The following is a 22,790-nucleotide window of genomic DNA, read 5'->3' as shown; positions in this document are numbered from 1 at the left end:
CAACGCCCATACCGACAACAGCTAGGCCATTGCCAGTGAATCGGCCGGCTTCTTGTCCGCCCACGGACGTGCCGCTTCGAAGTTCGCGGCAGCCCGCAGGACCACTGCGTCCTGGCGGTGACGTGCGGCGATCTGCAGCCCCACCGGTCGACCGTCGGCGGTGAATCCAGCGGGCACGGTGATCGCCGGATTGTTGAGCATGTTGTACGGGTAGGTGAAGAGCCAATCGAGCAACTGCTCACGCAACGACGCACCTTCGAGCCACGACGGCGCGAACTGACTGAGCGGGAACGTGGCCGAAGCCAAGGTCGGCGAGACCAACACGTCGTAGTCGTTCATGAACGTCGTCCACGTGTCCCACATGACGCCGCGGAATGCGTCGGCCCGCCCGACGTCGACACCGGTGAGCCGCTCGGCCTCGTGCATGATCTCGATCAGGTTGTCGTCGACCTCGCCGCGCTGGTTCTCCCAGTCGAGCAAGTCGTATTCGGAAGCGAAACCCGGAACCCAGATGCCGTTCCACATCGACTCCGACGGATTTCCCCACTGCGGGGTCGCCTCGGTGATCCGGGCACCCAATTCCTCGAATGCCGACAACGCGTCGAGACACACCGCCAGCACCTCCGGATCAACATGGCCGAGACCGAGATTCGTCGACCACGCCACGCGAAGCCCCTTCACGTCGCCCTTCGCCGCTTCGACGTACGAGGTCTCCGCACGCTCGATCGAGAGCGGATCCGCATTGTCCGGCCCGGCCATGATGTCGAGCATCAGCGCGTTGTCGGCAACAGTCCGGGTGATCGGACCGTGATACGCCCAGTTGTAGAAGCGCCCGGCCAGGATGGTCTGCGGGATGACGCCGGTGGTCGGCTTCAACCCGACGACCCCGCAGAGCGCCGACGGGATACGCACCGATCCCGCACCGTCACTGCCCTCGGCAAGTGGCCCGAGGCCTGCAGCCACAGCAGCCGACGCACCGCCACTGGACCCGCCCGCGCTGTTGCCGAGCTTCCACGGGTTGTGCGTCGGCCCGTACAGGTGGTTGTCCGTGCCACCGTAGTAACCACTTTCGGGAGTATTCGTCTTTCCCAGGAACAGTCCGCCGGCGCCACGCAGCCTGTCCACGACGACGGCATTTCCCGTCGCGATGTTGTCGGCCGCCTGCTTCATCCCGAACGTGGTCGGCAGCCCGTCCACTGCCGTCAGATCTTTGATCGTGAACGGCACGCCGTGCAGCGGGCCGAGCTTCTCGCCCGATTCCTGCTGCCGTGAGAGTTCGGCCGCATCGCGCGTCACCTGCTCGCGATCGAACTGGACTATCGCGTTGATCGACGGATTGACGGCGTCGACGCGCTGGATCATCGCTTCGGCAATCTCGTTGGGCGAGAGACTGTTCGACGCGACCGACGCCGCCATCTCGGTAGCGGAGAGCCAATGCAGATTCTGTTCGGTCATGGGATTTCCTTCGCCGGAGGGGTAATGCTCTCAGGCTAGGAAGCGCCAAACTCGGCCACCATCGGTCATGTGACCGATACCACGCATCGGACCTGGTTTCAGTCCTCCCCCGCGGCAGGCGTTCAGCACCAAAGCGGCAAATCGTCGAGATGGCCGCACGTAGATTAGATGCGGAAGTCTGCGGCAACGATTCAACCCCTGCTCATGTAGCAACCTGGCTCGGCTGTTCGCCTCACTGAACGCTCCTCATATACTCGCGAATCGCACCGGGCTGAACAGCACACTCACCCGACGCCTGCCATCGCCGACAACGCAACCTCATGCCCGGCATCGAGGCGCTCCAGGACCAGGAATGCATCGTTGGTCCGGCGCGTCAATGTCGACACACTCGCCCATGTTGGACATGTTCGACGCAGCCAGTACCGAGGTAAGGGTGCGGGAAATGGGCCGCTGCGCCACGGGCACTGCCGCCGGGGCGCAGCGAACGACTCCCGAAAATAGGACACGCGCAAAGTCGTAGTGACTGAACCGATTGTGATCGCTGATCGAGACCGAATCGGCTCATCCCTCAGCCCCTGCGACACGCATGAGGCCGAGCGAAATTGGCCCTTCGATGAATACCCGGCTAACCATACAACTCATTGCCCTGCAGCGAAATTCGCGATGGAGCAACGGCCCGTACCCCAGGTTTCGGATGGATCGTTCGAAACCTGGGGCTTTGGTGTGGAGTGTTCTGGCCTGTCCAGCCAAAGGGATGGACTGTTAGCTGAGGGCCCCGGTTCCTGCGAAGGCTGCGAAGCCGGCGACGGCTCCGATTCCGGCGAGCACAGCGCCTGCTGTTCCTGCGATCATAGCCACGATGTTGAGCGTCTGCATATCGGACTCTGATGAACCCATTTCAATCTCCTTTTCATAGTGTGAGCAGAACCGCGAAGCGCGGGATCTGCTTTCTCACGCGTGACAGAGCCGCGTGAGACGTGGTGGTGAGTTGACCCATACGTGGTCGCACGGGCCGACCAGGTCGTGCTGGTTCGTTTGATATCTTGTTCAGCCACTCAGACAGTTGATCGGGATTTCCTGGCACGGCGCTGGCGAGTTGCGCAGTGACGCAATCAGGTTGGATCAGGTATGGCGGATTTCGGTCCCCACGGTGTTTGTTGTTCCCACGCATGGGCGAGTTGGAGCAATTGGAGATCCCCCGCACGCGGGCGGGCCAGGATTTGTAGTCCCATAGGCAGCCCGTCTGCGTTGAATCCTGCAGGGATGCTGATCGCGGGTGCGCCGATGAGAGTAGCGATCGTTGTCGTTTCCATCCATCGGTGATAACTCGACATCGAGACCCCATCGACTGTTGCCGGCCAGTGCGTTTCGACTGGGAAGGGAAAGACCTGTGCCGTGGGTAGCGCGATGTAATCGAAGGTGTCGAAGAGTTCGAGGAATGCGCGGTACATGGCGGTGCGTTTGAGGGACATGTTCCATATGTCCAATCCTGAAATCGGGCCTTGGCCGGTCGGGCCGTGCAGGAGACCGTCGATTTCGAAGCGGGCCTCGGTTTTGAGCGCTGCCGCCATCTCAGGGACCTGGTACAGGTCTGCAATTTCGGCTCCGATGTGCCAGTGGCGAAAGGTCAGCCACAGGGGCCACAGGTCGTCACTGCCGTTGAAGCCCGTCGACTTCGGTAGCGCTGATACGGATTCGACGGAGACGCCGAGGGCGTCCATGTTTGCCAGTGCTGTTTCGCACATCTCAATGACGCCGGGCTCGGTGGGCAAATAGCCGCCGAGGTCGCCCATCCAGGCCAGCCTCACATCGGTAAAATCTCGATCGAGGTTATCGGCCAAGGATTGCCCCTGTGGCCTGAGCAGTGACAACGGAGCCCGAGGATCGTATCCGGACATCGTGTCATAAAGCAGGGCAAGGTCTTTCGCCGTGCGAGCCATCGGCCCTTCGACTGCGCCGTGGCTGGTGAACGCGTTTGCGGCCGCGATGGGAACTGCACCAAAAGAAGGACGAAGACCGAAAAGATTGTTCCACCCGGCCGGATTGCGCAGTGATCCCATGAAGTCGCTGCCGTCGGCGACGGGGACCAGGCGTGCAGCGAGGGCAGCGGCGGCTCCGCCGCTGCTGCCACCAGCGGTTCGGGTGAGATCGTAGGGATTGCGGGTAGTGCCGAAAACCGAGTTGTACGTGTGCGAGCCGAGACCGAACTCGGGAATATTCGTCTTGCCGATGATGACCGCCCCCGCGCTGCGGATGCGGGCGATGGAAACCGAATCCTCGGTGGCGGGTTCGGTGTCGAAGGGCGGCCGAAAGAACCCGTAAGTCGTCTTGAGTCCCTTCGCATCGGCAGCATCCTTGACTGCGTGCGGAAAGCCGTGCATCCACCCCTGGTAGTTGCCGGCCTCGAGTAGCGCGTCCTTCTCCGCTGCTTCGAGGAGCAATTCCTCGTGTGGGCGGAGATTGACGATCGCGTTGACATGCGGGTTGAGGCGATCGATCCGATCGAGGTAAGCCGCCATCACCTCGACACATGTGACGTGGCGGTCGCGAATGGCCAGCGAGAGGCTGACCGCATCGAGTTGTGTGATCTCGTCCGCGGCGAGAGATCCGGAACTGTGCGGGAGCCCCCCGGAGGACGATGGAAACTCGATCGATCCTTCGGCGTCAGCGGGGGTGGTTGCGGCTGCGGTCATCGCCAGGGTGGCAGAGACGGTTGCCGCGAGCCCGAGAAAACTGCGGCGCCCCAATGTAAGAGAATTCGGTGAGCCGTCTGCTTCGGTCAAGTGCGTCATTATTTCCTTCATGATGTGGGTTCTGTGCCAGCGGATTCCTTGGCTGGATCACCGGCAAGAAGCACCTGCTGCGGAGAGGATCCGTCATGAGAAGTGGGCGTATGCACCGGCCTGAGGGTTTCAGATTCGGGTCCTTCACCTAACTGTGCGTAAATCCTCGGCTTGTATGTGCGCAGCCATAGCCCGTAACCCATCCCAAGCAACGCGACAGCGAAGAGAGCCCACGGAATCACGTTGACCACCCACGAATCCATCTGCGTGAGGATGCTGAAGTTGCCGATGGTGAGGGCCACCACGACAGAAAACACAATGAGAGCCAGAGCAGGCGCAACAATGTAGATGAGCTTCTCGCGATTCTTGATGAAGTAGAGCATGATCGCCAGCGCAGCAAGAACCTGGAGCAGCAGAATCCCTAGGGTGCCCAATCCGGTCATTGTCGTTCCGAACCCGTAGTAAGGATCGGCTCCTATGAGCGCGAAAATGATGATTACGACGACATTGATACCGGTCTGGACAAGGCTTGCGCGTGACGGCGTGCCCTGCGTGCGGTGAGGGACACCGATCCAGCGAGGGAGCAACCCCTCCCGCCCAGCGTTGAACATGTAGCGACTCGATGCATTGTGGAGTGCAAGTAGTGAGGCGAGCAAGCTCGTCAACAGAACTACCTGCATGACGGCTGTGAGCGATTCCGAGGCGAACTCCGAACTCAGAACGAAGTACATGTCGCCTGCGTTATCCGCACCGAAGCTGCGAATCTCGTCGGTGCCGACTGCTCCGACGGTGATCCAGGTGGTCAGGAAGTAGAACACCGTGATGATGCCGACAGACGTATATGTGGCGCGTGGGATGGATTTTCGAGGGTTCTTCGCCTCCTCCCGGTACAGGGCAGTCGACTCGAAGCCGATGAAACACTGAAAGGCGAACATCGCGGCCAGGCCGAATGTTCCCAAGTTCAGTGACGGATCAGGGGCGAAAATTTCCAGCGGGAATGCGTCCCACCCCTTGTGGACAACCATCGCGAGATCGAGGACGATCAGCGCGCCGACTTCCAGAACCAGCAAAACTGTGAGAACGCGTGCCGCCAAATCCACCTGGCGATAGCCGAACAGCGCAATGATGATGGCACCGGCGAGAGCGTAGACAACCCACGGCACGGAAACTCCGAGCACGCCTCCGATGATGAGGTCACCGAAGTAGCCGAGTCCCGCAACGATCGTCAAAGCGGTTGCGTTGTAGGCGATTATCGCCAGATAGGACGCGCCTACTGCAGGTATGCGGCCAAGGCCTTTGGCTACGTAAACGTAAAAGGCCCCCGCCGTCGAGATGCGCCGGCTCATCGCACTGTATCCGATCGAGAAGAGCAGCAGCGTTGCACCCGCGATGAGGTACGCCACCGGTGTAGCAGGCCCGCCCGCGAGTGCGAACGCCATCGGGATGATTCCGAGCACTGCCCCCATAGGCGCTGCGGCTGCAACGACCATCACTACGATCTTCGAGGCTGAGAGGCCTCCGGCCAGCTGACGATTCGAGTCTGCAGAGGGTGTCATGGACAAGCTTTCTGTTGAAATGCATCAGTGATACAGGTCACTGGTTCATGCAGCGTAATTTTAGTCACCCGAACATGTCAACTGACCAAGTCGGATCAACGGAAATTGTTGCGCCCAAGAGACTCGAATGAGTTTCCAAGCGGTTACGTTCGCGTTAGCTGCACTCGTCGCGCGCACCGACGACCTTGGCGGTCGGGCCACGCGAAAAGGCCACTCCACAGCATGTGGAGTGGCACGGGTTTCGCCGAGACTGGCGGAGGAGAGCCGAGTTAGCTTGTGCGCGAAGGTTCGTCGACAAGCGCGGCGAGCTGTTTGGCCGCGAGGGCCAGAATTGCCCGGGTCTGCTCAGTGTTGCGATCCGCCAACCAGGAAAGGATCGCGCCGTCGATCAAGACCGTGAACAACCGCGCCACAGTTTCGGTCGGCACCGCCCAGCGAAAGTCGAACCGCTCTGCAAGATCACCCAACAGGGCGTTGATCGCTTCGTAGTACTGGTCGTACTGCCAATGGGCAAGTTCGGCCAGTCCGGGATCGCGTAACACCGTCGTCGTCAATTCGTACAATACGAGCTGGCGATCAGGTCGCTCGAGAGCGGACCTGAGTAGATAATCAAAGGCTTGAGCGAGCGAAGACTCCAGGTCGGCCGCGGTAGTTTTCGGCGCCGGCGAACCCATCTCGACAACGACCGAGCGTGCCAGTTGCCGTAGCAAATCCTCTTTCGTGTGGAAACAATAGTGGAAGACGCTCTGGGGAACACCAGCTTCGGTACAGATCGCGCGTGTAGTCGCTGCCGATATGCCATCGCGTGCCATCACCCGAAATGCAGCCTCGACCAGATCTTGGCGTCGCTGCGTTGCCGGTATCCGAGCCATTGCGCCTCCAAAGTTCGAGCAGAAACCAATGTCCATTCCTCATAGGAGCTGATCCAGCTGTCCTATTATCTGCCGCTACGACAAGGTTAACGTCATCGCTCGTCCTGACCAAGTCAGACGACCAGGTTCGAACTCGACGACTCGCGAAACAGTTGGGAAAATGCCAGTGGAGGGGCACTGCCGTGAACAAGCGATACCCCTCCCCCACATTTTCGGTAATTTTGTTGTCAATTAATTGAGCCTGGCCTTGTTAGGCGTAGACCTTCCGTTGATGGACTTGTCCCAGCTCTCGATGTAGGGCGTGCCTGTCGCGCGCAGACACGCATAGTGCGTTTCGCAATATCCGAGCCGCACTGCGTGCGTCGAACAGTTTTCTTCGGAATTGCAGAAGTGAGCAAGTAACCTGTTCACCCCGACCCGGGAAAAGAAATAGAATTGTTCTCCCGCGACAATACCGCCGAATCCTCGCGGAGAAACTGAAAGGCAACCGTCGCCTTATCGAAAAACATAGGGTCGCCTTCACCGAAGGTCGCCACACGGATCACTCTTGCGGTCGCGTTTGCCCTCAGAGCAAAGCTCGGCGAGCTGAATCTGCAAAAAAATTTTGATGCCTCGGATATGCCGCGGCCAATTTATCTACGATTTGACGATCGCAGTCGAGATGGTGCACGAGGGTCCACATCTGGTCCACGAAGCGGGACAACGTCGTTCCGTATTGTTCGAATACCATTTCCTCTGGAACCCCGCCATAGGGCGCCCAGCTCAACGCTAGATTGAGAAGCGACATGGCTTCTGCTGGGCGATAACGCACAAGCTGGTCAGATATTTCGGCCACGATCTTCTGATGCCTTTCCTCATGATAGCGCCGCGAGAGTTCATCGAATATTGCTTTTGCCAGCCGAGAAGGGTCATTTCCCGACGAGTACGAAGTCCGATTGGTAGTCATGTGTTTTCAGCCAGTCTCCTGTGAGTTCGAGGTTTGAGAATTCGTCGGTAAAAGCTGCACTCGAACAGCCCGCCGAACTTGACGCACTGGTCGCGAACTTGCATGTCAAAACGAATGATGCTGCGATACAAGGCGAATCGGGCGGACCTGGACACCTACGTTCGACTGTTGACCCCACCGACAGGTTCCGGGGTGTTGCCTAGACGCACCATAATGACAGAAATCAGGATTTCATTTTTGTCGCGGCATGACTAGGTTGTTCAGAATTTCGGAATCTCCCACTGAAGCCGTTCGATTCTCGCAAGAGCGCGGAGGAAACCCACCCTGACCCGAAGCGTCTACGACGCCGAATTCCTCCAACGAACGAACTCGCCGATATGTCACAGCTCCGAACAGGTCAGATTTCTTGCGTTTGGGAATTTTCCTCTTGATCTATTGCGAGGACGGTCGCGCGGTCGAGGTGCCGCAGTCCTGCGCTTGCCAACGACGACGCGAGATCCCCCACGAGAACTGCGTTGGCGCCGGAAACGAGTGCTTGCCGCGCGCCGTGCACTCCCACTCCGACCAGCATCGAACCGAGTAACTCGATACTGCGGTCCGAAGGAGCAGTCAGTGAGCGCCGGGAGAAATATGCCCGCATCTTCTCGGCAATACGAGCCGAGATACTATCGGTCAGCCTGTCACGGACTGTCGTATTGGGTCCGGACGTGGCGTCGTCGAACAAAAGGCCAAACCCCGCAGGGTGCGCCGCCGCGTATTCGAACAACGCGAGCATATCGGCGTGGACCTGCCCGTCGATGTTGAGGTCAATGGCCGACTCGTAGGCGGCGAACAGCCATTTCTGCAACATCTTAGATTCACGCTCAAGGCAGGCTTGATAGAGATCCACCTTGTTGCCGAAGTGGGCATACAAAGTCGGCTTCGAGACGTCGGCACGTTCCGCGATTTTCTCCATCGCCGCCGCATGGAAGCCGACTTCGTGGAAGACCTCACACGCCGCGTCGAGAAGTAAGTTGTCGGAAGGCCTGTTGCCCTGACTGCGACGGGGACGTGAGCTAGTGCGAAGTCGTACACCTTCGGAATCCACCTGTTTCACTTTACCCAGCGCCTCCGAACGCCCTTGACCAGGCCACGGTGACAGCGCTCCCGGTAGAGGGCAGCAGCGCACCATCCGCCATCCTGGACCCTGATGTACCCCGGAGGGGCCGTGTCGGACACGAAGACTGCATCCCATCGAAACGCGTTCTGACAGCAGGAAAGGTAGGCGAGTCAAGCGCTCACGCAGGCCGCGTCACGTCGCAGCGTCCGTCAGAATGTTGATCTCAGTGCCAGTGTTGCGGACTCCTGAAACACGACAGCGATGTCAAAAGACGGATTCGTCGAGATCCATAAGTTCCAGATCCAGATCGTTGACGGTCTGTGCGACACCGTTGAGTAGGGGTAACATGCTCTTGGCGAAGAAAGACGCGGCGGCGACTTTGCCGAGATAGAACGGTCGATCCTGTTCCCTGCAATCGCCGGCAAGTGCAGCGATGGCTACCTCTGCTGCCACCAACAAACGCCAGCCGATGATCAAGTCGCCGAAGGCGAGTAGGAAACGCACCGAACCAAGTCCGACTTTGTGTAGTTCGCGGGGTTCGTCTTGCGCACTCAACAGGTACTGGGTCATTTTCGCGGTCATCGCCTCGATGTCGGTCAATGCGGCGCCGAGCAGAGCGCGCTCGCGTCCGAGTTCGTCTGTCCCTTCGAGGCTCTTCTCTGCGGTCTTGCGGACTTCGTTGAGCACGTGCCCAAGTCCTACACCTCGGTCCCGGGCAATCTTGCGGAAGAAAAAGTCTTGCGCCTGAATGGCAGTAGTACCTTCGTACAGCGAGTCGATTTTGGCATCGCGAACGTATTGCTCGATCGGGTAGTCCTGGAGGAAGCCTGAGCCTCCGAAGCACTGCAGAGTTTCCGTCAGGTACTGGTATGCCCGCTCGGATCCCACGCCCTTCACCACTGGTAGCAACAGATCGTTGACACGGAAGGCAACGTCGTCGTCGATCCCGCTGACGTTGTGCGCCGATACCGGATCTTGGTGTGCGGCGGTGTACAGGTACACCGCCCGTAACCCTTCCGCGTAGCACTTTTGTGCCATCAGGGAGCGTCGCACATCGGGATGATGAGTGATCGTCACCTTGGGTGGGTTTCTTTCAGCACTCCGGCTCAGATCGGAACCTTGCACCCGAGTCTTTGCGTATTCCAACGCATTCAGATAGCCCGAGGACAGTGTCGCGATAGCCTTGGTGCCGACCATCATGCGCGCTTCTTCGATCACCTTGAACATCTGCGCTATACCCGCGTGGTTGTCCCCAACCAACCAACCTTTGGCAGGAGAGTCTGCACCGAACGTCAACTCGCAGGTGGCCGACGCCTTCAATCCCATCTTGCGCTCAACATTGGTGACATAGACACCGTTTCGCTCCATCGACTCGCCGGTTACAGGGTCGAGAACGAACTTGGGTACCAGAAACAAACTCAGTCCCTTGGTGCCTCCACCAGCGCCTTCCGGCCTGGCGAGAACAAAGTGAAGGATGTTGTCGAACAGGTCATCCGAGTCCCCGGAGGTGATGAACCGTTTGACTCCTTCCAGGTGCCACGTTCCGTCCGGTTGCGCGACCGCCTTGGTGCGACCGGCGCCGACGTCCGATCCCGCGTCTGGTTCGGTAAGCACCATGGTTGCTCCCCAGTTCCGGTCAATCGCCAGGGTGGCCCAATGTCGTTGCTGTTCGGTTCCCAGTTCGTAGAGGATGCCCGCCATGAAGGGGCCGGTGAGGTACATATGGGCGGCGGGATTGGCACCCAGGCTGAACTCGTTGATCGCCCAGGCCAACATCGCCGGGGCGGGTACTCCCCCGATTCCTTCGGGTAGGCCGACTCGGAACCAGCCCGCTTTTTGCCATTCTCGAAGGGACTGTTTGATCGACTCAGGCAACAGCACTGAGTGGCTTTGCACGTCGAAAGTGGGGGGGTTCCGGTCGGCATCGGAGTAAGAAGCGGCCAAGGGGCCTTCGGCGAGTCGCGCCGCCTCTTCGAGCATCGATCGCACTGATTGCTCGTCGAGGTCTCCGAATGCGCCGGACTCAAGAATCGATCCGAGTCCGAGGACATCGAACAGAGTGAATTCAAGATCTCGAACATTGCTTTTGTAGTGGCCCATGTTTGTCCCTTCAAAGGCGGCAATTACCAGGAGTTGATTGAGAAAGTCGAACCGATGTCGAAGCCGAGGGGTCTCTCAGCGCGGCACGGAGCAGACACCGCATGTTTGACTAGAAAGTAAAACTAACACAGTTTTCCTCACGGGTAAATCTTCCTCGACGAAGTCGTCGGTCGCAGTAGCAATCCTTAGGACAACACACAGCTCTCGAATCAAAAGCCGGCCAGACACTCAGTCCCGTCCACAGGTTTCCCGGTGTCTGCGCATTCAACGACTTCCAGTCTGCGACAAAGCGTGACCTCAACCGCACGAGTTTCAAGGTGCTGTCGATCGAGGGAGCCTCACATGCCGCAACGGCGAGAGCGAACGGCCGGCGCGGGTGTCGTAGGAGTCGAAGACCACCGGTTCGAGTAAGTCGCATGGGAGGTGCGCCCACGGTGAATATCACTTCTGGGCAACGGATTTTTCCACGGCACCGCTGGTCGCGGCGACACTTTGTCTGCATGTTCTTCCGCGGTATCGACACGAGCACCTCCTCGTTTGCCTCCTGACCACCAAGATTGAGACGAGAATCGACACTGTCTGACAGTTGACGCTTTCCATCGTCTAGTCGATGGTTGGCGGGCTCCGAATGTTGCTTTACTCCTCAGTCGTTCGATGGTGGCGCACGCGGCAGGCAGTCAAGGGTGACGTGTTGTCGGCGGCCAACTCTTGCGCCGAAGAAACCGGCGAATGCACCGACAAATGACCAGCCTTCCGTGAATTCGTGAGGGCTGTCGGGAATTTGCGCAATTCCGTTCGTCCTGACCGCAAGTCGTGGGACCGATTCGATCGGCCCGTTATCCTGTCTTGGGCTACGCGCCACAGCTGCGAGGGACAAAGATCTGGTGGCAATTTCAGCATCAAATGGTCGTTCCGGCCACGCAATCATCAAACTTGCACCCTGCCAATCCGATTGACGCTATCAGGCTCGCCGAGGAGCCAAACATGCCCGGCTGCACGTCGAGTGATTTCATTTCATTTTGACGAGATCGGCAGGGCGCCTCAAATTTCCAAAAGGATAGGGGCTATGCGCGCAAACCCGAGAATCAGCGTTGCGACGGCATGTAAGTCGACACATACGCGCGCAGTGCGCGTTTGATTTCGTCGAAAACGAGTTCACTCCCGTTGGTTTCTTCTTCAAATCCATAGCGGAGGAGACGGTCAGCTAACTCCACGCTAAATCGAGACACATACCTTGGTATGTCGAGGGGATAGCCCACTGCACGTTCCAGGACGGAACGAGTTCGATCCGCGATCGCGGAGTTGCCCATACGGTCAGCGGCGACTACGGAAACGTCGAGGTGGCCGGAGAACCACAACGCGCGAAACCCGATCCTGACTCGAAACCAATTGACGTAGGCGTCGACCATTGCATCGACAGCATCCTCCCACGTCGCAAAGGTCCTGTCGTCGAGTTGATCCATCACCCAAGCAGCTTCCTCCACATAGCGCATTCCGAGCGCGCTGAGAACAGCGTCACGATCGCTGAAGTATGCGTAAAAAGTTGGAGGTGCCACCCCAGCGTGCTGAGTGATCACCCGAACACTCAGATCGTCGATCGGCATCTTTTCGAGCAATTCCGCAGCGGCATCAAGGATTTGAGAAACTTTGATCTGGCTGCGTCTTTGTTTCGGAATGCGCCGATTAGGCACTACCTGCGAATCTGAGACCGGGGCGTCCACCTCGACCTACCAACCGCAGGGCAGGTAGGGCGCGTAGACATTACCGCCAGTTCTTCGTGACACATCGGCCCTTCCCACAAAATTTCCGGCTTGTCGCTCGAATCGTAGCAAGGCAGTCGGAGGACTTCAATGAAAATCAGTGTCTGATTCGGATTTAGAAGATGTGAGTCGGGTTACCAAACACGGCGGGGTTCTGACCAGCGGATCTGCGGCCAATCCATCTGAGGACCCCAGCCGAGGTTCCTGTGCGTTCCCATCCGATTCAGCTGACATCACCGCGCCGGATCACCGAATTCTGGTGGCCGTTGAGTTCAGGTGGTCGCAAGTCACATGTAATTGTGAGATGCAGATGACTACCGGGGGTCGAGGGAGGTTGGGGCCGCGCTAGTCGCCGGATTCGACACACGCTGACGGAGTCGTAAATGTTCGATTCAGCAATACGCCCGCCGGCCATCTGGGCAGTCCAATGAAACGGACAGAGGGATAGCTGCCCGGCCGTCGGGCGCCATGGCACAACCAGAGCCTCGATTTCGAAGAGCAATCTACGCCAACAGTGCTGCAACGCCAGCGATTCCGCCGATTACTGCCACCCCCGCGGAAAGCAGACTGGCGATTGCTCCGATTTGCTCAAACTTGGTTCCGGATGAATCCATATCAAAACTCCTTGCTCGCGGATTGGTCGATTCGCAGACACATCCGAACGATTTGATTTGCAACAATGCAAACGCACACTCAAGGCTGCGCCGTACAGCATCCGACATGGTTCGTGACTACATGCAGAGGCGCTTCCGTCCGGCCGCCTGGTTCGCCCGGTGAGGCCCACAACGACCCTGAAAAGTGACGAGCCACGGAATCCCAGCGATACAGCAAGTACTATTTCCTCTGCCGTGCAGGGAAATTGGCTTGAATCGGGGTCCGAGTTGTCCGGAAACCGGGGCATTTGCAAGTGGTGGGCCCCGTCTGGACGCCGCCAGGCCCTGCACCACCGCGCCCAATCAGCGACGAGTTCGTCGCATTGTGGAAACCAGCACGGTCGCGAGTTCACAGTCTGACAAATGCGAACTGAAACACGCCTTCATTGGTTGAGAGTTCTCGACAACGGTTCTAGGCGAGCATGTAATGCCCCTTTCGCGAGTCATCGTTCCTTGTGCATGAACGGGCGACAGGCTTGAAGCACTGTGGCACGGCTGACCTGTTGGACGTCGCGTCGTCCAAATGTCAGTATCTCGTGCGGATTCCGGAGAACAGGTCCCGGATCAGGTGTGCAGCCTGCTCACGGGCCAGCGCTGGGTCGGGTGCGTGAGCGACTGCGAGGGATACTTCGGTGATCGCACCGTAGATAGCGGCCGTTGCGAGGGTGTCTGGATGCGATTCGATCAGTCCCGAGGTGCGAAGGGTCGAGATGGAGTCGAGCACCAGACCCCTCAGGTATTGCTCGTCGAGTTCCCGCCAGCGCTCCCATCCGAGCGCCGCAGGGCCCTGCAGCAGAACGATTTCTCGGTAGTTCTTCTCGGAACATACATCCAGGAAGGCGTCGACGGCAGCAAGTTGCCGCTCCCAAACCTCGGTGCGAGAGCCGATCGCGTCGGAGATCTTCTGTGATGCTGCGGCTTCCTGTTCCTCGAAGACTGCTTCGAAGAGGCCTCGTTTGCCACCGTCGAAGTGGTGGTACAAAGCGCCTCGGGTCAGTCCGGCGGTTCGAACCACTTGCTCCGCCGACACGGATGTGTACCCGCTGGAGACGAATAGTTCGAGTCCGGCGTCGAGGAGAGCCCGGCGAGTGCTCTGGCTGTATTCATCTCGGCGACTGGCAGCTGTTGACATACCCTATGTATATCACATACAACTTGTATGTCGGATACATAAGGTATGGAAGCGAGTTGGCCATGGAACGAGAATTTGTCGACGTAGTCGTGATCGGCGCCGGGGTTGCGGGTCTTGTGGCGGCCCGTGATCTGACCCGAGAGGGACTCGACGTCGTTGTACTCGAAGCCCGAGATCGAGTTGGTGGGCGAGTCCTGAACGACGTCCTTCCCGACGGATCGCCAATTGAGATCGGCGGTCAATGGATCGGCCCCGGCCAGGACAGGGTCTTGGCTTTGATCGGTGAACTAGGACTTTCGCTACACCCCACACGAAACGGCGGTAAACACATCGCGGAGCTCGGCGGCCGCACCTACCCCGGCCGCACTCCGCGCCTCAATCCAATAGTCCTGGCGGACATCGCGCTCGGACAATGGAGGGTGGGCAACGCCTCTCGGAGAATCGTCAACGGTTATCCGTGGCTCAGTCGTGATGCCGAAGAGCTGGACCAGATGACTTTCGACGCCTGGCTCGAGAAGCACTTCCATACCAAGGACGGGCGCGCCCTCATGCGCCTGATCACCCAGGCGGTCTTCTCCGCTGAACCCAGGGAACTCTCTGCGCTGTGGGTACTGGCATACATCGAGGCCGCCGGCGGTCTCGACGCACTCATCAACACGCGAGGTGGTGCGCAGCAGGATCGCGTTGTCGGCGGAACGCAGGAAATCCCGCTGGGGCTTGCCGCGGGACTCGGTGACCGAGTCAGACTCGGAAGTGCGGTGACTGAGATCGAGTGGAGCACAGATGGCGCGCGTGTGCAGACTGCCGGCGGTGGGGTACTCGAGGCCCGTCGAGTAATCGTTGCCGTTCCGCCGCCACTGGCCGCCGAGATCAATTATGTCCCTGAACTTCCCGCTGACCGCGCGAAACTGTTGGCGAACATGCCGATGGGACGGGTGATCAAATACAACATCGTCTACCGTGAACCCTTCTGGCGCAGCGCAGGACTCAGCGGTCAAGTCACCAGTGCGAACAGACCTTTCGGAGTGGTGTACGACAACACACTGCCGGGCGGCGGCCATGGGGTGTTGGTGGGTTTCCTGGAAGGAGCGGCGGCAGACGACGCGCTACAGCTCGATGCCGACGAGCGTCGTGCCCGTGTCTTGGGCGATCTGAGCTCGTACTTCGGGCCACAGGCGTTGGAACCGATCGATTTCATCGAGCAGGATTGGGTTTCGGAGCACTATTCGCGTGGTGGATACGGCGGATATACCCGGCCCGGGACTCTGACGTCGGTGGGTTCGTCGCTGCGTCAACCTGTCGGACCCATTCACTGGGCCGGCGCTGAAACCGCCACCCGCTGGACCGGATACATCGATGGGGCGGTGGAATCGGGGGTGCGCGCCGCCCGAGAGGCGTCAGGCATCGAGCGCCGAGCGCAGAAAGACAGCTGACGCACGCCGGATCGAGGTCAGTTTTGCGTGCTCACGCTGGATGGGTCCCGAGGTCGCAGGGCCGCGTCAGCTCGCACTCACGCGGTCCTGACGCGTAACCAAGCAAGGTGGCGGCCTCGCGGCTGCAGACTCGCCACGGTCTCGCCGGAAGCACCTGTGCGTCATCTCTCAAGAACCGGCGTCAAACAGGGACACACATCCTTGACCGTTGTGTGAGCGCGCTGCTCTAATAACCCTATTCCGTATCCGACTCGCATTCTGATTCCAGGTCCAGCGGGTCCAACTCAGAGCTGGGAGCTTGGCGTGGGTAGATCGGTGATCAGGATCGGACAGTTGGAGATGAAGCGCGGTTGGTCTTCCACCGGCGAGATCGACACATGGATTCTCACGCGGTCCGCACGGCCACCGAACCCGGCAAGTTCAGCGAACTTGTGAGCGCCGATGACCGCTGGAGAAAATTTTTCGCCGCACTCGACAACCTCCACTCCGAATCCGACTGCATCACAACCCCACTCGTTCATATTGATCACACAGGCGGACCCTCATGAGCAATCCACTTAACAACATCACCGACCACTGGGCAGGTACCAGATGAAGACCGAAATACCCGAGGTGGCCGAGTCCATCGAAGTCCGGAACCCAGCTGACGGCATTCTGGTCGGACATGTGCCGAACGATGCGCCCGACACCGTCGCCGCAAAAGTCCGCGCCCTACGGCACGCACAGCCGGCTTGGGAGGCGCTCGGCCCCAAGGGACGCAAGCGGTGGTTACTGAAACTGCAGGACTGGGTGCTCGACAACGCCGAGCGCATCAACGATGTGCTGCAGTCCGAGACCGGCAAGTCTCGCGCGGATGCCGGTTTCGAGCCGGTCGTTACCGCCGACTTGATCAACTACTGGTCCGGCAACGCCGCCAAGTTTCTCGCCGACAAGCACCCGAGACCACACGGCCCACTGGGAATGCTGAAGAAACTCGAAACCGTATACCGGCCGTATCCGGTAGTAGGTGTGGTCACGCCGTGGAACTTTCCGTTCCTCATGCCGGCTTTCGATGTGATCCCCGCCCTGGCTGCAGGAGCGGCTGTGCTACTCAAACCCTCGGAAGTGACGCCCCTGTCCGCAATCGAATTTGCCCGAGGGTGGGCCGAGATCGGTGCTCCGCCGGTTCTGGCAGTGGCCACCGGCTACGGGGCCACCGGGGCCGCCCTGGTCGACAACGTCGACTACGTTCAGTTCACCGGTTCCACGGGCACAGGCCGGATTGTCGCCCAGAAATGCGCTGGTCGACTCATTCCGTACAGCCTCGAACTCGGCGGCAAGGACCCGGCAATTGTGCTCGCCGATGCTGACATCGATCGCGCAGCCAATGGCATCGCCTGGGGCGGATTGTTCAACGCCGGCCAAGTGTGCGTCTCGATCGAACGGGTATATGTCGAAGAACCGGTATACGACGAGTTCCTCGCCAAACTCGCGAAGAACGTCAACGAACTGCGGTTGGGTGAAGATGATCGCGGCTACCACTTCGATGTCGGCGCACTCGCAACCCAGAGCCAGCGCGATCTCGTGCAGCGCCACGTGGACGAGGCAATCGCGGCCGGAGCGAGAGCGGTAACCGGCGGCGCTCCCACTGGTGTCGGTACCTTCTTCCAACCAACAGTGCTTGCCGACGTCGAGCAATCGATGTCGTGTATACGCGAGGAAACTTTCGGGCCGACGCTGCCGGTGATCAAAGTGCGTGACGAACAGGAAGCCATTGAGCTGGCCAATGATTCGCGATACGGCTTGTCGGCGACCATATGGACTGGAAGTAACAAGCGTGGGCGCAGGATCGCTCGTCAACTCGACTCCGGCGCAGTCAATATCAATGATGCGTACGCCAACGTGTTCAACTTCGCCTTGCCTATGGGCGGCTGGAAAGAATCAGGAGTCGGTGCTCGCTGGGGAGGCCAGAGCGGAATCCTGAAATACTGCCGCCAACAGGCCATCACCACGCCGCGAATTCCGTTACAGGACAGAGAGCTGAACTGGTACCCGTACACGCCTTCGAGAGTCAAACTCGCGCTCGGTCTCATGCGGGCTGCAGCAGCTAAGGGCCGACGCCGATTCGGCCTCGATCACCGATAGCGATTCAGTCAGCACTGTCTGACCGACTATCGGGAATCAGCTCTGTTGCAACAGGAGTCGCCTCGAATCTCGATATCACTGAAAGCATCTACAGCTGGCGAAATCAACTACTCATCGATTCCGGCCAGAAGCCGGGAGTGCACTGGCCATTGCACGTGTTCCATCGAGGTGCGCGAGTCAGCGGCACTTTTCACATGACGGCACTAAAAGCTCGAGGTGATGGCAGGGAAGTCGCATTTTCGCACACCGGTTTGTCGCCCCATGGAGAGCTCCGGCTTCGACTGAGACATGGTTCAAAAATGTTGTTCTGTCGGAATTTCGAGCGCTTGTCGGCCTGCGATGCTGTCGTACACGTGAGGTCTCCGATATTGGGGTTAGCAACCAAGCAACCTTGAACATCGGCGCTCGCCGCCAGGGGTAACTCTGTATCGGGGGTGGAGCTGGCCGTCACCAGGTTGGCGCAGTTTGCGCCGTTTCGACGCCCGTCCATGCGCGCCCCGGGCGGGACCACCTTGGCTAGAGATGCCGACACGATATGGCCGCAACAGACGATATGCTTACTGCTTCTGCGCTGACAACGCTCGTGTGCGGGTCACCGCGGGAGCGATCGGGTGAGACGTCAGTGTGGACTCGACAATTGAGCGGGCTCTTGAGCGCGCGCCCGGCATGATGGCGGCGAAGCGAGGGGTCCGTTTCCCGAGGAAAACAGCCGCGCGCTCTTGAAGAGGCATAGGCACACCATGCCGTCCACGGGTACCGTTGCCCAATGTCTGAGGAGCGCCCCGCGGAGCGCGAAAATCGGTCCCGCGAGTCTGACCCATTCGTCGAAGCCTTCGAGCGTGCTCTCACCCCCGCGTTGGTAGCCGATCTAGCAGGGACGCAGGCGCGGGTGATCCGCGCCAATGGCGCGTTGCGTCGACTGGCGGATCGTCCTGTCGTTGCAGAGGTACCGGTAGCCGACATTATCGAGGGATTCGTGTGCGACGGTGAATCGGGGGCCATTGTCGATGCCGTCGTAGTCAGGCCGACGGGCCAACGGATCGCAGTGACACTGCGGACGGACGTCCTGCCATTTCCCGGCGGGTCTGCATTGGTACAGCTCAGTCCGCACGGCGGCGCCGACCTGCACGCCGAACGCGCACTGTGGGAAAGCGAGCAGCGTCTGGAAGCGATTGCCGATGCTGTTGACGCGTTGATCTACCTCAAGGGCATAGACGGACGTTACTTGTTGATCAACAGCTTCTTCGAGCGAGAGCATGGGGTCCGCCGCGAAGACGTGACGGGTCTGACCGACGTAGACATTTTCGGCGAAGAACTTGGCCGCACCTACTCCTACAACGATCGTCGGGTGTGGGAGGCAGGGCACAGTATGCAATTCGAAGAGCTGCTACCGGATGGAGAAATCTATTTGTCGACCAAGTTCCCATTGCGTCGCAAGAATGGCGAACTCTACGCGGTTGGTGGGATCTCCACCGATATCACGGTCCGGAGCCGGGCAGAGCGCGCGATCCGCGCCGCAAAGGATGAGGCGGAACGCGCAAACCTGGCCATGAGCGAGTTTCTCTCCAGGATGAGTCATGAGCTTCGCACACCGCTGAACTCCATCTTGGGTTTCGGCCAGCTCTTGCAACTCGAATTGGCCGGCGACGTAGAGGTGAGCGAGAAGGCCGACCGGATTGTCCAGGCCGGTCGGCACTTGCTCAAACTTATCAACGAAGTCCTCGACATTTCTCGGATCGAGGATCACGGGCAAGACCTCTCGATCGAGCCGGTCGGTGCGGTCGAGGCATTCCAGGAGGCACTTGTCCTGGTGCGGCCACTCGCCCAGGCCCGGCACATCGAACTCGCGCGAGATTTCCACGACGGCTTGCATACAGTGGTGCTTGCAAACCCACAGCGACTCACCCAGGTCCTGCTCAACATACTGAGTAACGCCGTCAAATATAACCGTGAATGTGGGATGGTGACCGCCTCGTTCAGCGGCCCCTTGGATGGACGGATTAAGTTTCTGGTCACGGATACTGGACCTGGCCTCGCCCCTGCCGATCTCGAACGGATCTTCACACCGTTTGAGCGGCTCGATGCTGACGGCACTGGGGTAGAGGGCACCGGCCTGGGACTGACTCTCTCCAGGAGCATCGCGACAGCGATGGGCGGAACCGTCGGTGTCGAAAGGACGAAGAAGGGGCGCGGTAGCGTCTTCTACGTCGAACTTCCCGCAATCGAGGATTCCCTGGCCGGCGACATGCCCACCCAAACTTCCGCCGACAGCGACGCAGTCCAACTGCACTCAGTCTTGCGTAATGTTCGGGCGTTGTATATCGAGGACGACCCCGCCAACATCGAACTCGTGCAACAAGTTCTACGACGACGCGCCCTCGCCGATCTGGTTTGCGTTCCAACAGGTGGGGCGGGGATCGAGTTTGCCCGGCAAAGCCGCCCCGACGTTATCCTGCTCGACATGCACCTGCCCGACATGGAGGGTGAGCAAGTACTCGCGGAGCTCAAGTCCGACGATCGGACACGACGTATCCCCGTCATCGTGGTTTCCGCCGACGCCCTGCCCGCCCGAATCGACCGGCTACTCGACGCCGGAGCCACTGCCTACCTCACCAAACCGATCGACGTGTACAACCTCGTCGAGACTGTGCGGGCGGCCGTCGACGGGGTGATCTCGTGAGCGGACGTACGCGCGTTCTAGTCGCAGACGACCATCCTGTCTATCTGGATGGGTTGGCGCGATTGTTCGAGCAGCACCCTTCCATCGAGTTAGTCGGGGTCGCCAATGACGGTGCCCACGCACTAAAAGATCTGCGCCGCACCGTCCCCGACGTCGCAGTGCTCGATCTTCGTCTACCCGGCCTCGATGGGATCGCGATTATCGAGGCACTCGAGCGCGACGGCATGCCGACACGAGGCATCATCATCTCGGCGTTCGAGGACAGCGCCACCGTTTACCGTGCGATTGCCGCTGGCGCCCGCGCCTACCTGCTCAAGGTGGTTTCCGGGGAGACAGTCTGCGATACCGTGCTCGCCGTAGCTGGCGGCGCCACTGTGATCCCGCCAGATTTACAGACAGGATTCGCCGAGGAACTCCGCCGCCGGCACGCCGAGCCAGAGGGGGCCAAGCTGACGGCCCGCGAACTCGACGTTCTACGGCTCGCTGCGGACGGCCTGTCTATCAAGGATATCGCCGCTGAGCTTTTTGTCGGAGTCACGACGGTCAAAACGCACCTACAGCATGTGTACGACAAGCTCGGAGTCAGCGACCGGGGAGCCGCGGTCGCCGCCGGGATGCGTCGAGGCCTGTTGACCTGAGGATGGGATCGGATCTCCTCCTTTTAGTCGGCGTCTCTCCTCCAGCCATCCGGCCCATCGAATGATGTGCCGCGGGCACTTCACCCGTCATTGTTGACACGTACCTGATCAGTGTTCCAGATCACAATGAACCTGATCTGCCGAGTCTCCTTTCCGATAGCGTGGTCCGCCTCTCCGTCGGTACGTGCGAGTCTCGTCCACCTCTGAAGGAGTTGCGTGTGTCGATCACGGTAGGCCAGCATTCCCCGCCATTGATGAATAGAAAATCCCTGAACTCCATCTGGTACAGCATCGTCAGCGCAATGTTCTTCATCTATCTCGGCGCGGCGCTCGCCCTCGCCTACGGGACGATGAATGCCCTAATAGGACTGGCGCTCACTATCGTCGTCTACGGTGTTATCAACCGCGTCATTGCCGAGCACGCTCTACGGAACAACGTGTCGGTCGCAGAATTCTCACGAAGTATCCTCGGGCGCAGCGGAGCCTCTATTGCGTCGCTGATCCTCGGTGTTACCGCGCTGTACTACGCGGTGTTCGAGGGATCAATTGTCGCGTTCGCATTCCAAGCGGAGTTCGGTGGACCATTGCCCCTGTGGTCCGCCATCGTCGTGGCCTACTCGACGCCCCTCGTGGTCGGTCGGGTCCGGGAGTTCCTGGACCGCATTAATGGAATTCTGCTCCCGATTTACTGGGGCGGATTGCTGCTGGCCGTCGTATGGGCGGGCTTCAAGTACGGCACCGATTCGGAATGGATAACACACAGCGTGCCCGCGTTGCCCGTCGCATCCGGTGGCCCAGGGTGGCTCGCCGCCTTCGCTGCCTATATCGGCGTGTGGGTACTCATGATGTATACGATGGACTTTGCCGCGATGGGCCGTTCCGAGGACATTCGATTCCATAAGCGATACACCTTCGGATATCTCTTCTACGCCTTGGCATTCGGAGTCAACGCAGTCGTGGGAATCTTTCTCACTTTCACCATTCCTGGCATCGCGGCCACCGAAACAGGTGTTGCTACCGGACTCGTTCAAATGCTCGGAGTCGTCGGACTGCTCATCATTTTCGTCTCACAGACCCGTATCAATACGGCCAACTATCACCTGGCGATCACGAACTTACAGTCGATCGGAAAACGGGTTCTCGGAATCTCTGCTCCGATGTGGGTGTGGGCGATCGTCACCGGAGCGGCGATCTACCTCATGATGTTGCTACCTGTCGTCCAATATCTGCTGGTAGCACTATCGTGGCAGGCTGTCCTTATCACCGGTTGGGTCGGCATAGCGTTGACCCACATCATGATGACACGCCGACACGGCGAGAGTGCGGATCCCGCCCATACCCCCGAGTCGCGGTTCGCCCGGTTCTATCCCCCCGGAATCGTTGCCTGGACAGTGTCTACCGCCGCGGGCCTGGTGATCTTGCAGTCAGGGATCGGTTGGGGACCAGGTATCGGCGCCCTCGTCACACCGATTCTCGCGGCGACCATCTACGGCTCGATGCGCACTTTCGCCAGTAACCGCAGTGCGTTACTACCAGCCCTCGCCAATTAGTTAAACCCA

Annotated in this window: 15 protein-coding genes; 5 read left to right on the top strand and 10 right to left on the bottom strand. The window is 59.5% G+C overall.

Annotation, left to right across the window (positions count from 1 at the left end; genetic code table 11):
- Window positions 1-21: 21 nt before the first annotated feature.
- The 9 genes from AC3WQS_RS23145 to AC3WQS_RS23105 all read right to left on the bottom strand — a co-directional run bounded on the left by AC3WQS_RS23145 (window position 22) and on the right by AC3WQS_RS23105 (window position 14,356).
- Window positions 22-1,455, bottom strand: coding sequence for an amidase (locus tag AC3WQS_RS23145; protein WP_492712528.1), 1,434 nt, complete (start codon window positions 1,453-1,455; stop codon window positions 22-24).
- 762 nt (window positions 1,456-2,217) lie between these two features.
- Window positions 2,218-2,352 carry a hypothetical protein gene (locus AC3WQS_RS23140; RefSeq protein ID WP_354541538.1) on the bottom strand — a complete coding sequence of 45 codons (135 nt, stop codon included), beginning with the start codon at window positions 2,350-2,352 and terminating at the stop codon, window positions 2,218-2,220.
- 215 nt (window positions 2,353-2,567) lie between these two features.
- Complete coding sequence (locus AC3WQS_RS23135; protein WP_354541539.1) at window positions 2,568-4,247, bottom strand: amidase; 1,680 nt, start codon at window positions 4,245-4,247, stop codon at window positions 2,568-2,570.
- Window positions 4,248-4,255: 8 nt separating this feature from the next.
- The gene (locus AC3WQS_RS23130; protein ID WP_192712659.1) at window positions 4,256-5,794 is read right to left on the bottom strand and encodes an APC family permease; all 1,539 of its coding nucleotides are present in this window, start codon (window positions 5,792-5,794) and stop codon (window positions 4,256-4,258) included.
- 269 nt (window positions 5,795-6,063) lie between these two features.
- Window positions 6,064-6,666, bottom strand: a complete 603-nt coding sequence (locus tag AC3WQS_RS23125) for a TetR/AcrR family transcriptional regulator (RefSeq protein WP_192712660.1) — start codon at window positions 6,664-6,666, stop codon at window positions 6,064-6,066.
- 1,343 nt (window positions 6,667-8,009) lie between these two features.
- On the bottom strand, window positions 8,010-8,699 hold the full coding sequence (locus AC3WQS_RS23120; RefSeq protein WP_192712662.1) for a TetR/AcrR family transcriptional regulator: 690 nt from the start codon (window positions 8,697-8,699) through the stop codon (window positions 8,010-8,012).
- 276 nt (window positions 8,700-8,975) lie between these two features.
- Window positions 8,976-10,811: an acyl-CoA dehydrogenase gene (locus AC3WQS_RS23115; RefSeq protein WP_192712663.1), complete on the bottom strand. Its 1,836-nt coding sequence runs from the start codon at window positions 10,809-10,811 to the stop codon at window positions 8,976-8,978.
- A gap of 1,085 nt (window positions 10,812-11,896) precedes the next feature.
- Window positions 11,897-12,502 (bottom strand): TetR/AcrR family transcriptional regulator, encoded by a 606-nt coding sequence (locus AC3WQS_RS23110; RefSeq protein WP_192712664.1) that lies wholly within the window; start codon window positions 12,500-12,502, stop codon window positions 11,897-11,899.
- Between the two features lie 1,248 nt (window positions 12,503-13,750).
- Entirely contained in the window at window positions 13,751-14,356 is a 606-nt protein-coding gene (locus AC3WQS_RS23105; RefSeq protein WP_192712665.1) for a TetR/AcrR family transcriptional regulator, read from the bottom strand.
- 62 nt (window positions 14,357-14,418) lie between these two features.
- Between AC3WQS_RS23105 and AC3WQS_RS23100 the strand changes: the two genes are divergently transcribed.
- Window positions 14,419-15,789 carry a flavin monoamine oxidase family protein gene (locus tag AC3WQS_RS23100; protein ID WP_192712666.1) on the top strand — a complete coding sequence of 457 codons (1,371 nt, stop codon included), beginning with the start codon at window positions 14,419-14,421 and terminating at the stop codon, window positions 15,787-15,789.
- Between the two features lie 284 nt (window positions 15,790-16,073).
- Here AC3WQS_RS23100 and AC3WQS_RS23095 read toward each other — a convergent pair whose 3' ends face one another.
- Complete coding sequence (locus AC3WQS_RS23095; RefSeq protein ID WP_492712529.1) at window positions 16,074-16,319, bottom strand: hypothetical protein; 246 nt, start codon at window positions 16,317-16,319, stop codon at window positions 16,074-16,076.
- Between the two features lie 61 nt (window positions 16,320-16,380).
- Here AC3WQS_RS23095 and AC3WQS_RS23090 point away from each other — a divergent pair, with 61 nt between their 5' ends.
- The 4 genes from AC3WQS_RS23090 to AC3WQS_RS23075 all read left to right on the top strand — a co-directional run bounded on the left by AC3WQS_RS23090 (window position 16,381) and on the right by AC3WQS_RS23075 (window position 22,781).
- Window positions 16,381-17,913, top strand: a complete 1,533-nt coding sequence (locus tag AC3WQS_RS23090) for an aldehyde dehydrogenase family protein (RefSeq protein ID WP_192712668.1) — start codon at window positions 16,381-16,383, stop codon at window positions 17,911-17,913.
- 766 nt (window positions 17,914-18,679) lie between these two features.
- Complete coding sequence (locus AC3WQS_RS23085; RefSeq protein ID WP_192712669.1) at window positions 18,680-20,593, top strand: ATP-binding response regulator; 1,914 nt, start codon at window positions 18,680-18,682, stop codon at window positions 20,591-20,593.
- Window positions 20,590-21,231, top strand: coding sequence for a response regulator (locus AC3WQS_RS23080; protein WP_192712670.1), 642 nt, complete (start codon window positions 20,590-20,592; stop codon window positions 21,229-21,231). Before AC3WQS_RS23085 ends, AC3WQS_RS23080 begins: the two co-directional genes overlap by 4 nt.
- A gap of 218 nt (window positions 21,232-21,449) precedes the next feature.
- Window positions 21,450-22,781, top strand: coding sequence for a purine-cytosine permease family protein (locus AC3WQS_RS23075; RefSeq protein WP_354541540.1), 1,332 nt, complete (start codon window positions 21,450-21,452; stop codon window positions 22,779-22,781).
- The last annotated feature ends 9 nt before the right edge of the window (window positions 22,782-22,790 follow it).

This window comes from Rhodococcus sp. FW305-130 (assembly GCF_058788335.1).
This window is presented reverse-complemented; position numbering and strand designations above follow the sequence as displayed.